General features: G+C 61.3%; 12 protein-coding genes. 2 read left to right on the forward strand and 10 right to left on the reverse strand.

The window, feature by feature from the left end:
- Nucleotides 1-78: 78 nt before the first annotated feature.
- From LAB08_RS05025 to LAB08_RS05050, 6 genes are all read right to left on the reverse strand, one after another.
- Entirely contained in the window at nucleotides 79-1470 is a 1392-nt protein-coding gene (locus tag LAB08_RS05025) for a sigma-54-dependent transcriptional regulator (protein ID WP_096513243.1), read from the reverse strand.
- Nucleotides 1460-3232 carry a sensor histidine kinase gene (locus LAB08_RS05030; protein WP_436799354.1) on the reverse strand — a complete coding sequence of 591 codons (1773 nt, stop codon included), beginning with the start codon at nucleotides 3230-3232 and terminating at the stop codon, nucleotides 1460-1462. Before LAB08_RS05030 ends, LAB08_RS05025 begins: the two co-directional genes overlap by 11 nt.
- A gap of 10 nt (nucleotides 3233-3242) precedes the next feature.
- Nucleotides 3243-4370, reverse strand: a complete 1128-nt coding sequence (locus LAB08_RS05035; protein WP_096513241.1) for a GNAT family N-acetyltransferase — start codon at nucleotides 4368-4370, stop codon at nucleotides 3243-3245.
- A 174-nt stretch (nucleotides 4371-4544) separates the two neighbouring features.
- Nucleotides 4545-5435, reverse strand: a complete 891-nt coding sequence (locus tag LAB08_RS05040; protein ID WP_096513240.1) for an alpha/beta hydrolase — start codon at nucleotides 5433-5435, stop codon at nucleotides 4545-4547.
- Entirely contained in the window at nucleotides 5432-6826 is a 1395-nt protein-coding gene (locus tag LAB08_RS05045; RefSeq protein WP_096513239.1) for an aspartate aminotransferase family protein, read from the reverse strand. The genes LAB08_RS05040 and LAB08_RS05045 overlap by 4 nt, the downstream gene beginning before the upstream one ends.
- Nucleotides 6819-7517 carry an HAD-IB family phosphatase gene (locus tag LAB08_RS05050; RefSeq protein WP_096513238.1) on the reverse strand — a complete coding sequence of 233 codons (699 nt, stop codon included), beginning with the start codon at nucleotides 7515-7517 and terminating at the stop codon, nucleotides 6819-6821. Before LAB08_RS05050 ends, LAB08_RS05045 begins: the two co-directional genes overlap by 8 nt.
- Before the next feature lie 217 nt (nucleotides 7518-7734).
- On the opposite strand from LAB08_RS05050, the gene LAB08_RS05055 reads away from it, so the two are divergent.
- Together LAB08_RS05055 and LAB08_RS05060 are read left to right on the forward strand one after the other, a co-directional pair.
- Nucleotides 7735-8496 (forward strand): MipA/OmpV family protein, encoded by a 762-nt coding sequence (locus LAB08_RS05055; RefSeq protein ID WP_096513237.1) that lies wholly within the window; start codon nucleotides 7735-7737, stop codon nucleotides 8494-8496.
- A 67-nt stretch (nucleotides 8497-8563) separates the two neighbouring features.
- Nucleotides 8564-9430 carry a fatty acid desaturase family protein gene (locus tag LAB08_RS05060; RefSeq protein WP_096513236.1) on the forward strand — a complete coding sequence of 289 codons (867 nt, stop codon included), beginning with the start codon at nucleotides 8564-8566 and terminating at the stop codon, nucleotides 9428-9430.
- 45 nt (nucleotides 9431-9475) lie between these two features.
- Here LAB08_RS05060 and LAB08_RS05065 read toward each other — a convergent pair whose 3' ends face one another.
- The 4 genes from LAB08_RS05065 to LAB08_RS05080 all read right to left on the reverse strand — a co-directional run bounded on the left by LAB08_RS05065 (nucleotide 9476) and on the right by LAB08_RS05080 (nucleotide 11737).
- Nucleotides 9476-9859: a DMT family transporter gene (locus LAB08_RS05065; RefSeq protein ID WP_372237720.1), complete on the reverse strand. Its 384-nt coding sequence runs from the start codon at nucleotides 9857-9859 to the stop codon at nucleotides 9476-9478.
- Nucleotides 9860-9890: 31 nt separating this feature from the next.
- Nucleotides 9891-10265, reverse strand: coding sequence for a DMT family transporter (locus tag LAB08_RS05070; protein ID WP_096513234.1), 375 nt, complete (start codon nucleotides 10263-10265; stop codon nucleotides 9891-9893).
- Entirely contained in the window at nucleotides 10262-11182 is a 921-nt protein-coding gene (locus tag LAB08_RS05075; RefSeq protein WP_096513233.1) for an arginase family protein, read from the reverse strand. The genes LAB08_RS05070 and LAB08_RS05075 overlap by 4 nt, the downstream gene beginning before the upstream one ends.
- Nucleotides 11183-11407: 225 nt before the next feature.
- Nucleotides 11408-11737 (reverse strand): GlpM family protein, encoded by a 330-nt coding sequence (locus LAB08_RS05080; protein ID WP_172901689.1) that lies wholly within the window; start codon nucleotides 11735-11737, stop codon nucleotides 11408-11410.
- Nucleotides 11738-11741 lie beyond the last annotated feature (4 nt).

Consider the following 11741-nt stretch of genomic DNA (forward strand, 5'->3'; position numbering starts at 1 on the left):
CTGGATGATCGCGTTGTTCGGGCGTTCTTCGCGAGCAGGCTCGCTCCCACAGTTGAAAGTCGTCCGTCTGTGGGGTTTTCAGCGGATTATTTTGTCCACATGAATCCCCAGTTTTTTCAGCCGGTACCAGAAGCTGCGCTCGGAGATTCCGATCAACTGCGCAGCGGCGGCCTGCACGCCATTGCTCTGGGCCAGGGCGGCGAGAATGTAGGCCTTTTCGACTTCGGCCAGCGCGGCTTCCAGGTCCGGTGGCACGCGGGTGCCTTCGCTGAGAATGGCATTGCCGGCGGCCGGCGCTGAAGCAAACAGGTACGCCGGCAAATCATGGTCTTCGATCACCGCCCCTGAGGCGACGATGGTCGCGCGTTCCACGCAGTTCTGCAGTTCGCGGATGTTGCCCGGCCACGAATAACGGGCCATGGCCTGCAACGCCTCCGGGCTGAATCCCGTGATGCGTTTGCCTGCGGTGGCGCCCAGGGTGTGGGCGAAATGGCGGGCCAGCGGCGCGATGTCCTCGATCCGCTCGCGCAGGGCGGGCAAGGGGATCGGAAACACATTGAGGCGGTAGTAGAGGTCTTCGCGAAACTCTTTGTTGGCCACGGCCTCCAGCAGGTTTTTGTTGGTGGCGGCGATGACCCGCACATCAACCTTGCGTTCGCGGGGATCGCCCACCGGTTCGATGATGCGTTCTTGCAGGGCGCGAAGGATTTTCGCCTGCAACGGCAGCGGCATTTCACCGATTTCATCGAGAAACAGCGTGCCCTTGTCGGCCTGCATGAACCGTCCGACCCGGTCGGCCACGGCCCCGGTGAACGCGCCCTTGCGATGGCCGAACATTTCGCTTTCCAGCAATCCTTCAGGGATGGCCGCACAGTTCACCGCGACGAAGGGTTTGTCGGCGCGATTGCCATGCTTGTGGATCGCCCGGGCGACCATTTCCTTGCCGGTGCCGCTCTCGCCGGTCAGCAGGATCGTCGCGTTGCTTTCGCGCACCGAGTCGATGGCGTGCAGCACCCGCCGGAAACTCTGGCTGTCACCGATCAGGCTGTCGATCTGCCGGTGTTCGTCGAGTTCGGCGCGCATGCGCTGGTTGTCTTTGAGGATGTCGCGAAATTGCAGGGCCTTGCTGACGGTGATGTCCAGTTCATCAATGTCGAACGGTTTGGCGATGTAGTCGAAGGCGCCGTTGCGCATCGACTGCACGGCGTTTTTCACCGTGCTGTAGGCGGTCATGACGATGACCGGCAACTGCGGGAAACGGCTCTTTATTTCCGCCAGCAATTGCGGGCCGTCCATGCCGGGCATGCGCCAGTCGGTGATCACCAGGTCGATGTCTTCGACCTCCAGCACCTTGAGGGCATGCAGGCCATTGCCGGCGGTGAACACGGTAATGCCGTTCTGACTCAAGGCCGAGGCCAGCAGGTCGCAGAGTTTTGGCTCGTCATCGACCACCAGTACGTTATGTGTCATCACTGCCCTCGTCGAAGTCTTCGCCATTGGCCGGAATGTACAGGCTGAACGTGGCCCCGGCATCTTTTTCACTGGTGCATTCGATGCGTCCGTCATGACTTTCCATGATCGAGAACACCTTCGCCAGACCCAGGCCGGTGCCGGAGGCCTTGGTGGTGACGAACGGCGTGAAGATGCGTTCGAGCATGTCCGGTTCGATGCCCTGGCCGGTGTCGCCGATGCTGATCACGGTGTACGGCCCGTCGCTGCTGATGCCCAGGGTCAGGCGGCCCCCGCCGGGCATGGCGTCGATGGCGTTGACGATCAGGTTCAGCCCGGCCTGCTTGAGTTGCCGGGCGTCGGCGTAAAGCGTGGCGTCGGGAGCCTGATCGTCGATTTGCACATCGATGTTGTGGCTGGCCAGTTCCGGGGCGCAAAAACCCGCCAGTTCATCCACCAATGGCCGCGCCGGTTGGGTCGAGCGCATCGGTGTGCTGGGCTTGGCGAAGTCGAGGAATTCGGTGATCAGGTCGTTGATGCGGCTGACTTCGCTGACCACGTATTCCAGATGTCGTTTGTCGCTCTCGGGCAGATCGGCGCGCCGATGCAACAGCTGCGTGGCGGTTTTGATGATACCCAGCGGGTTGCGGATTTCATGGGCCAGGCCCATGGCGACTTCCCCCAGCGCATGCAAACGGTCGCGGCGACGCAGTTGCGACTCCAGATGCTGCAACTCACCCAGGCGTTCGCTCATGTGGTTGAACGTGCTGCTCAGTTCGGCCAGCTCATCACCGCCGGTCACTGGCAAGCGTTGGCGATAGTCCCCGGCAATCACCGCTTGAACGCCCTGGGAGAGACCGCGCAAGGGCTTGGTCAGCCGCTGGGAAACCAGCCAGCCGACCGTCAGGGATGCCGCCGAGCTGAGCAGGAAAATCAGGATGAACAGGTTGCTCTGGTTGACCAGCCCCAACAGGCTGCTGTGACGCAGCAGGCCGCTGAAGATCACGCCTTGCAGTTCACCGCTTTCGTTGAGAATCGGACGGTAGATGCCGCTGTAGCGGTTGGTGAATTGCTCGATCGGCTGCTTGGTGTTGCGCAGGAACTGTTCGATGTCTTCCGGCACCGCCGCGGGATGATCTTCAAAACGTTGGGTGGCAAAAATCTCCGAGAAGTCATCGGCCTTGGCCAGGTACAGCCGCAGATCAAGGGAATGCACATCGGCCACGCTGGTGAGGAAGCTGCTGTCCAGGTAAGTGGCGATCACCAGCTTGTAGCCGACACCCTCCTGCTCGGTCTCGAAGGTCGAGACTACCGTGCCGGTCGCCACGCCACCGACTTGCAGGGTTTGCAGCACGGCCTTGGGGGCGATGCTGATCTGCCGGACGATGTCATCGGCGACCGTACTGAACATCACCTTGTTATCACTGTTGCGCACCAGTGCCACCACGTCGATGCCCATGGACTCGGCAATGTCGCTGGTCAGCTTGTCGTTTCGGGTTGACTGTCGATCGGTGGGCGGGCGCGTATAGCGCAGGAACAATTGCGCGGCCCGGGCATTGTCCCGCAGGATTTCGGTGATCTCGTCTTCGACAATCTTGGTCGATTCCTGCAGCCAGATGCGTACGTTGCTGTCGAAAATCTGCGACAGCGTGGTCGCCGCCAGTTCGGCGGCAATCATGGTCGGGATCACGCTGACCAGCCAGAACGCCAGCACCAGTTTGCGTTGCAGGCTCCAGCCGGAGAGGGCGAAAGGTCGGGGGGCGGGGTGTCGGTTTTTGATCATCATGCTTCGCTTATTGCAGCTCGCTTATCGCAGCCGCCATGGCAGGGTCGGACCGGTCCGGACGGATAAACATTTTCACCAACCGCAACAGGCTGTCGAGCAGGCGGTTGCGATGGCGGAAAAACACGGTGTTGCCGGTAAACGAGCAACCCAGGCGCCGCTTGTTGGCATAGCCGGCCTGGCCACACGCATAGATCGTAACGCCGTGCTCAATACAGTAGTCGACATTGGCCAGCCAGCTGCGCACGTACAAGTTGTGCTCACGGGTTTGGCTCAGATCGTGGGCAAAGAACTTGTCCACTAGGCGCTGTTCGTCCAGCAGCACCAGATTGAACGCCACCAGTTCCTCGCCGAGCCAATAGAGCACACAAGCGGCACGATTATCGAGGTGTTCCAGCACTTGACGGAAATAGCCCGGTGGCAGGCGTTCGAAGGTCAGGTCGCTGCGCTCGAGCGTGGCTTCGTAAAGCTGCATCATTCGCGGGAGCTGGTCATCCACCGAACGCCGCCATTCGATGCGCGGGCCTTGGCCACGCAGGGTGCGGCGCAAATCCTTGCGGGTGGACTTACCGAGCGTACCGAGGTAAGCGTCGACGGATCCGAAGGTAATCGGCAGTTCGGCACTGGGCAGACCGGGCATGCTGTGCAGACCTGCGTCATGGCAGGCCTGCAACCATTGAGGGTCGCGGTGCGAGGCGTCCTTGACCGCCAATAGACCGATGCCGGACTGATCGGCATCCTTGCGCGCCAGATTCAATAGGTGTTCGAGCAAGGCCGGGCGTCGGCTCACGGCAATATGCCGGGCCGTGCCGACATGGCACTGCTCGGCCACCGGCGAGCCAAGGGCGTAGAGGCGCACATCGAACAGCCCCGGCCAGCATCGCCGCAATCCTTGGCTGATGCGTTTGCCCAGGCCCTGAACCGTAGTGTCCAGCGAGTAAGCGGTGGTGAACGCCACCGCAGCCGCAATCAATACATCGTCTTCGAACAGCGCCAGATAGCGCCACTGAAAATCGACGATGTCCGAGCGTTCAACGGCCCGGTAGTAATCCCAATCCTCCAGTTCGTCGGGGAAACAGTCATTCCAGGCACCGCGTTCAATGGCTTCGATCGTTGAAAAGGCGAGGGCAGTAATCACTTGGTTTCCTTAACATTTACCCACGTTGGGCCTCACCCGATCCCTTGTAGGAGCGAGCCTGCTCGCGATGGACTCCAGAGCGCCGCGTTTATCCTGTTACCCCGCGTTATCGTTAACGACTTTCGCGAGCAGGCTCGCTCCTACAGGGGGGCGTGCATAGGTTCGTCGATGTGTTCAGGCCAGCTGCCGATAGTCCTGGCGCGGGGGGTGCGCGGTGGTTCCTTGTTGCGTGAAACGGTGCTGGATAAAGTCCGCGCTCAGCTCCACCACGCGACGGTATTGCAGATCGACAGTGATCATGTGGTAGCAGTCGTCCAGCAGGATTTTCACCACGGGCCCACCGAGCTTGCGTTCCACATAGTCGGCGTTCCAGCGACTGGTGATGTCGTCTTCCCGCGAGTGCAGGACCAACGCCTGGGTGGTGATCCGTGGCATGCGTTTTTTTACCGCCGCCACCAGCCGGTGCAGCTCTCGAACACTGACCCCGGACATGGTCAGCAGCCCGGCATTGCCGCTTTCGCCGGCCTTCATCTGTCGCTCGACGATCGCTCGCAGGCGTTCGTCCTTGATTCCGTACGGTGGTTTTTCGTTGAAGCGGCACAGGTGCACGCCAAACGGAATCGACATTGCCAGACTGCTCAACTTAGCGATCCAGGGCATGTTCCAGCCGTCGTATCGCAGTGTTGTCGAGTACAGCAACAGCCCTTCGATCTGCCCCGGATGCTCGGCCGCCAGATACATCGACAGCACCGCACCCATGGACAAACCGCCGACGAACACGTGCTCGTGTTTGCGCCGTACACCGACGAAGGTGTTGCGCGCGCTCTCGTACCAGTCGCGCCAACCCGTGGCTTGCAGGTCGGCGTTATCACCGCAATGGCCGGCCAGGGTCGGCACGTAGACCGTATACCCGGCCTTGGCCAGCCCCATGGCGACCCGGCGCAGTTCCGTCGGGGTGCCGGTGAGGCCGTGGATCAACAGCACCGCGACCTCCCCGCTGCCGAGAACGAAGCCGGCGCTGCCTTCACCCATGTCTATCGCATCCGGTGAAAACGCGGCGTTCATCGTTGCATCGCCCGGTGCAGCAGACGATCGAGCAGGGCGATGCCGAGGTCGATTTCCGGGTAGCTGATCTCCAGCGATGGCGCCAGGGTGATCACGTTCTTGTAGTAACCGCCGACATCGAGGATCAGGCCCAGGCGCTGGCCGTCGATTTCGATGTCGCCCTTCATGCCTTCTTCGACCATGAAATCCAGGGTCGCCTTGTCCGGGGTGAACCCGTCCGGAGCACAGATTTCGCAGCGCAGGGCCAGGCCCAGACCGTCGACATCGCCGATGATCGGGTAGCGCTTCTGCAAGTCTTTCAGACCTTCAAGGAAGTATTTGCCCTTGTTCATGACCATTGCGCCGTAATCGACTTCGCTGGTCATCTTGAACATTTCCAGGCCCACCGCCGTGCCGAGCGGGTTGGAGGCGAAGGTCGAGTGGGTCGAGCCTGGCGGGAAGACGGTGGGGTTGATCAGCTCTTCCCGGGCCCAGATGCCGCCCAGTGGATTGAGGCCGTTGGTCAAGGCTTTGCCGAAGACAATCACGTCCGGCTTGACGTCGAAGTGCTCGATCGACCACAGCTTGCCGGTGCGATAGAAGCCCATCTGGATTTCGTCGACCACCATCAGGATGCCGTGCTGGTCCAGCACATGCTTGAGTTCGCTGTAGAAGTTCATCGGCGGAATCACGTAGCCGCCGGTGCCCTGGATCGGCTCGACGTAGAACGCGGCGTATTCGCTCTGGCCGACTTTCGGGTCCCAGACGCCGTTGTATTCGGTCTCGAACAAGCGGGCGAACTGCTGCACGCAATGGCTGCCGTACTCTTCCTTGGTCATGCCTTTGGGGCCACGGAAGTGGTACGGGAACGGGATGAAGTTGGCGCGCTCGCCGAAGTGGCCGTAGCGGCGGCGATAGCGGTAGCTGGAGGTGATCGACGACGCGCCCAGGGTGCGCCCGTGGTAGCCCCCCTCGAAGGCGAACATCAGGCTCTTGCCGTTGCTGGCGTTACGCACCACTTTCAACGAGTCCTCGATCGACTGCGAACCACCGACGTTGAAATGCACGCGACCGTCGAGACCGAATTTATTCTTCGCGTCCACGGCGATCATTTCCGAGAGCTCGATCTTGCCCTTGTGCAGGTACTGGCTGGCGATTTGCGGCAGGGTGTCGATCTGCTGTTTCAGCGCGTTGTTCAGGCGCGGGTTGGCGTAGCCGAAGTTGACGGCCGAGTACCACATTTGCAAATCGAGGTAGGCCTGGTCTTCGGTGTCCCAGACGTAGGAGCCTTCGCAGCGGCTGAAGATACGCGGCGGCTCGATGTAGTGAACGGTGTCGCCGTAGGAGCAGTACTTGGCTTCTTTTTCCAGAAGGATCCGGTCTTCCAGGGTAGCGATTCGAATATCAGACATGGTGGAAGAGTTCCTGTGTTTCTACATTGAAAGAGGTGGCGTTGGCGGCGCTGGCTTTTGGCAGCAGGGCCAGCAAAGCCGGGAGTTCGGCGAAGCTGTCGAAGCGGGCGTGAGGGATCGCGTTGCGTTCGCAGTATTCGGCGAGGCGCCCCTTGGCGAAGACGAAGTCGGCGGTGGACGACACGCACATGTCGGACTGGCCGTCGCCGATCACCAGCACCCGTTTGTTGCCGGGCGTGGATTTGCATTTGCAGTTGCCGGATGCCGCGCGGCAGGCGTCGCTGGAATGCGGAAAGTCGATGCGCCAGCTTTCGTGATCCCGCTGTCGCAGGCGGTTGGCGAGGATCGGCAACAGGGTCACGTAGTTGCGCGCCAGAATTCGCGCGATGCCTTGTTCGATGCCGTCGCTGACCACTTCGAACGAAGCGCCCAGGCCGATGGCGTGGTCGACGAAGTCGGGGAAGTCCGGATCGATCTCGATGCTGTCGAAGAACGCCAGCAATTGGCCGGGCGTGGCCTTGACCAGCGAGAGCTGGCGGCTGAGGCATTCACGGGAACCGATATCACCGGCCAGCCACTGGTTTTCGATCACTTCCCAACTCGGGTCGGCGAAGCGTTCGAGGATGCTGTCGATCACGTCGGTGCGGGTGATGGTCCCGTCGAAATCACACACGATATGCCAGTCAATCATCTGCATTACCTATTGGTCAGAGCGCGCTGTGTGCGCTTGCCGAGGGGTAGAGCAGGGACTGTGCCAAGTGCCGGGAGCCCTGTTTTGCCGGGCTGGTAAGGGCTTTTTATAAACTGAAGCTACAATTTTTGTAGCTTGCTACAAACAACATGAGTGCTTGCGCGGTGGGTGCCATCCGGGGATTGATGCGCGCATATTCGGAACAAGGAACGGCCTCATGAATAGGAAGACATTGCTTTTACTGGCGGCGTTGGCGGGCTTTTCGGCGAACGCTATGGCGAACGGCATCACCGGGGAGGCGGGGGTGGGCCTGGGTTATCAGCCTCACGATCCCAGCGGCAGCCGTTATGAAACCCAACCGTTGCCGTATCTCGATCTGGACTGGGGCGATGTCAGCCTCAGTACCGACGACGGACTGACCTGGAGCGCCTTGAAAACCAACGGTTTCAGCGCCGGGCCCTATGTGAATTACCTGCCGGGCCGCACCTCGAACGGTGAGTTGCGCGGGTTGCGCGATGTGCCTGACATGGCGGAGGCCGGTGGTTTCGTGCAGTACGCTCCGGCCGATTTCTGGCGGGTGTTCGCGTCCGTCGGCCAAGCCATCGGCGGTGGCGGCGGACAGGGCGGCGTGCTCGGCCGGGTCGGTGGCGAGATCGGTTATCCACTGGGCGGGGGCGTGATCGGCAGCAGCAATCTGACCGCGCATTTCGCCAATGCCCGACAGAACAACACCTTCTTCGGTGTCAGCGACAAGGAAGCCCAGGCGTCCGGTTTCCGTGCATACAACGCCGGCGGCGGTTTGCAGAACATTGAGCTGACCCAGAGTTTCGAGTTCCCGCTTGGGCCGCAGTGGTCGCTGGTGACCAGCGCCAGCTGGATTCACCTGACAGGCTCGGCGGCCGACAGCAGCATTGTCAAAAGCGTCGGCGATACCAATCAGGGCGAGGTGCAGATGGCGATCGCCTATAAATTCAAGTGAGCCTGGCGGGAACTGGTCTGGCCTTTGCAAACAGTCGTGTCGAACCCATTGTTTCAGGATGTTCTTCATGGCTCGCCCTGTTTATCGTCTGCTGGCCCATTCGCTGTGGGACCTGATTCCCATCGCCCTCGGCCTGGCCCATTTCGCATTTGTCGTGTGGCTGGTCACAGCCTTTCATGCGCTGTCCTGGTGGGCGTTGGTGCCTTTGGCGCTGGGCTATGCGGTGAGCCTGTCGTGGAGCATCAACAGCATTTCCCACAACCAGATCCACAACGCCTACTTCACGCCGGCGTGGCTCAACCGCGCCTTTGACCTGCTGCTGTCGCTCACTATCGGTTTCTCCCAGACCCTCTACCGCGACATCCACAACCGGCATCACCGGGGCAACTCGGACCGGCCGGGGGCGGATGGCAAGACCATTGATCCGCTGTCGATTTACCAGCGGGGCAAGGACGGGCAGCCCGAGAACCCCTGGGCTTACACCTTCCTGAGTTTCTTTCGCGACGACCCCAAGCCGATCTACGACCAGATGCGTCGCAAGCGTCCCGACGATGCGCGCTGGGTCAAAGTGGAGATCGGCGTGACGCTGGCGTTCTACCTGGGGCTGGCAGCCTATGATTGGCGGGCGGTGCTGGTGTTGTTGCCGTTCTGGTATCTGGGCCAGGCTCTGTCATCGCTCAACGGCTACTACGAGCATTTTGGCGGTAATCCGGATTCGCCGATTGCCTGGGGCGTCAGCGCCTACAGCCCGCTCTACAACCTGCTGTGGATGAACAACGGCTACCATGCCGAACACCACTATCGGCCGAAAATGCACTGGACCCGGGTCAAGGCCTTTCACCGGGAGATCGCCGGGCAGCAGCGGGAGGCGGGCGTGAAGGACATTCCGGTGGCCCATGGCCTCGGGTTTCTGGTGGCTCATCGCAAGGATTGAACCGTATAAAACGTGGGAGCCAGCAGGCTCCCACAGTCGATTTCCTCAGGTTTCCTCGCCCTCGGCCAGCAGCGCAATGCCGCCCATGATCACGGCCACGCCCACCCAGTGCAGCACGCTGATCTGCTCTCCCAGCCCCAGCCACGACCCCAGCAGCACACCGACGAACACCAGCGAACTGAGCGGGAACGCGAGGGACAGGCTGCTGCGCCGCAGAATCAGCATCCAGACAAAGAACGCGCCGATGTAGCAGGCAATCGCGATCAACACGCCCGGTGCCTGGGCGACGTTGAGCAGCCATTGCAGGCTGAAGTCCATTTGCCCCAGTTGATTGCCGCCGACCTTGGTCGCGATCTGCCCGCCACTTTCCAGAATAATCAGCAACGCCCAGAGCACCACGGTGCCCAGGCGGCCGTGAAGCCAATCCATCGAGCCATTCCTTTTGAGTATCAGTTGAGAATCAGGCATGGCCGACACACACGAGCATCACGCCCGCCGTAATCACCAGTGTGCCCAGCCAGCGACGGCGGCTGACGGTTTCGCCGAGGAACAGCTTGCCGGCCAGCACCACGCCGCAATACGCCAGCGCGGCGGCGGGAAACAACAGGCTCAGCGGCGCCCGGGACAGGGCTTCGAGCCAGACGAAAAACTCGATCACATAAGCGCCGATCCCGCACCACAACAGCGGCGCATTGAACACCTGGCCCCAGAACGCATTCAGGCGAAACCCGCCTTCCAGTTCCGGCAAGCGGTCCAGGCCGAGCTTGAAACAGAGCTGGCCGATGACGTCGAGCACAATGGAAAACGCCACCAGGAGAATCACGGTCAAGGTCATGGGAACAGTTCCTCGAACAACTCGATCAGGGCCTGATTGGTCGTGGCGTTGCGCAGCAGATCGGCTTCGCTCCAGCGCTCTGCCGGAGGCTGGTCGGAGCGGGCTTCCCAGCGTTTGAAGGCGTTGCTGAACGCCGGGCGGGCGTACTCGCCACAGATGTCGATGCCGAGGACGCGTTTACCGGCCGCCAGCACGCGAATCGCCTGCAACAGGTGACTCAAGCGCATGCCGCCCTGATCCCAATTGGTCGCGGCGTCTTCGCTGGCCAGCACATCCTTGTCGATAGTGATCCACACCGCTTCGGTGGGCAGGCTGGCGACCAGTTGTCGGAGAAATTGCGTCCAGTCCAGGCCGGACAGGTTGCGCCAGTGCAGCAGGTTTTCCTGCTGCCGATGCCCGGCCCCGTCACCGATCATGCCCCAGATTTTCGAGGGCGGACGCTCCCAGGGGTACATCTCCAGGACACCGCGTTTGAGCGCACGCAGATTGCCGCCCTTGAACTGCGGATTTTGCAGGTCGTCGCTGCACGGGCCGAGGGTGACGATGCGCCGGATGTTCGGCAGTTTCAGCGCCTGATTGACCCACGAGCCGCAATGTCGACGAGGAGCGAATCGGACCCAGTCGGGATGGTTGTCGAAGTGGATCAGGCTGGTCGGCTCCGGCAAGTCAGCGAGAAAGGCCGGGGTCAAATGGTGATAGTCGCCGGAACCGACGAAGAAGATTTCCGGCTGCGGGCCCGTGTGTCGGGGCCGTTGTTGCAGGCGTTCGGTAAAGCGACGCCAGGTGCGCTCGCTGGACCACAGCCGCAGTTTCGGCCCGAGATCGAGCAGGTCAAGGCGTTTGGCGCGGCCGCTGTCGAGTAACTGCGCGATGGGGGCCTGGGCAGTCAGGCTGTGGTCGAGATCTAAAATGTTCAAGGTCAGGATTCACCCTTGGCAGACCCGCCCAGACACCGGCTTCATCGATCATGAAGGCCAGCCGGGGGGCTTTTGGGGGTAAATGCAAGGGATGGGCCAGCAGGCCAGTAGAGCACCTTTGTGGGAGCGAGCCTGCTCGCGAAGGCGTCGTGTCGGCCGACATCAATGCTGAATGTACCGACCTCTTCGCGAGCAGGCTCGCTCCCACAAGGGGGGATGGGGTGTTCAGGTGTGGAGGCGCACCCAAATGCTGACGAGTACGGTCGCCGCCATCAACCACGCCACCGCCGCCACGGCGAGGGAGGCTTCCAGGCGCATCTTGTCGACCATCACGTACAAAGTCGCCAGGTAGACGAAATACGGAATGATCGACCACATGCCAAACACGATGGTGGTCTTGAGGTCATCGATCGAACGCCCCTTGCCGACGATGTAATGGGCAATCAGCGCAAAGGTGGGAAACAGTGGCACGAGGCCGGCGATGTAATAGTTTCGGGTCTTGGCCAGGGCGGCGAGGATCACCACCACCGCCGCGCCCAGGGTTGCCTTGAGAATCAGG

Origin of the sequence: Pseudomonas izuensis (assembly GCF_002356535.2) — a bacterium.
In the GTDB taxonomy this organism is placed as follows: domain Bacteria; phylum Pseudomonadota; class Gammaproteobacteria; order Pseudomonadales; family Pseudomonadaceae; genus Aquipseudomonas; species Aquipseudomonas izuensis.

Coding starts and splice junctions, on each gene's coding strand:
- LAB08_RS05070 (WP_096513234.1), bottom strand. CDS start 10,265: ATGACCTTGACCGTGATTCTCCTGGTGGCGTTTTCCATTGTGCTCGAC.
- LAB08_RS05050 (WP_096513238.1), bottom strand. CDS start 7,517: ATGATTGACTGGCATATCGTGTGTGATTTCGACGGGACCATCACCCGC.
- LAB08_RS05065 (WP_372237720.1), bottom strand. CDS start 9,859: ATGGATTGGCTTCACGGCCGCCTGGGCACCGTGGTGCTCTGGGCGTTG.
- LAB08_RS05030 (WP_436799354.1), bottom strand. CDS start 3,232: ATGATCAAAAACCGACACCCCGCCCCCCGACCTTTCGCCCTCTCCGGC.
- LAB08_RS05025 (WP_096513243.1), bottom strand. CDS start 1,470: ATGACACATAACGTACTGGTGGTCGATGACGAGCCAAAACTCTGCGAC.
- LAB08_RS05060 (WP_096513236.1), top strand. CDS start 8,564: ATGGCTCGCCCTGTTTATCGTCTGCTGGCCCATTCGCTGTGGGACCTG.
- LAB08_RS05055 (WP_096513237.1), top strand. CDS start 7,735: ATGAATAGGAAGACATTGCTTTTACTGGCGGCGTTGGCGGGCTTTTCG.
- LAB08_RS05040 (WP_096513240.1), bottom strand. CDS start 5,435: ATGAACGCCGCGTTTTCACCGGATGCGATAGACATGGGTGAAGGCAGC.
- LAB08_RS05045 (WP_096513239.1), bottom strand. CDS start 6,826: ATGTCTGATATTCGAATCGCTACCCTGGAAGACCGGATCCTTCTGGAA.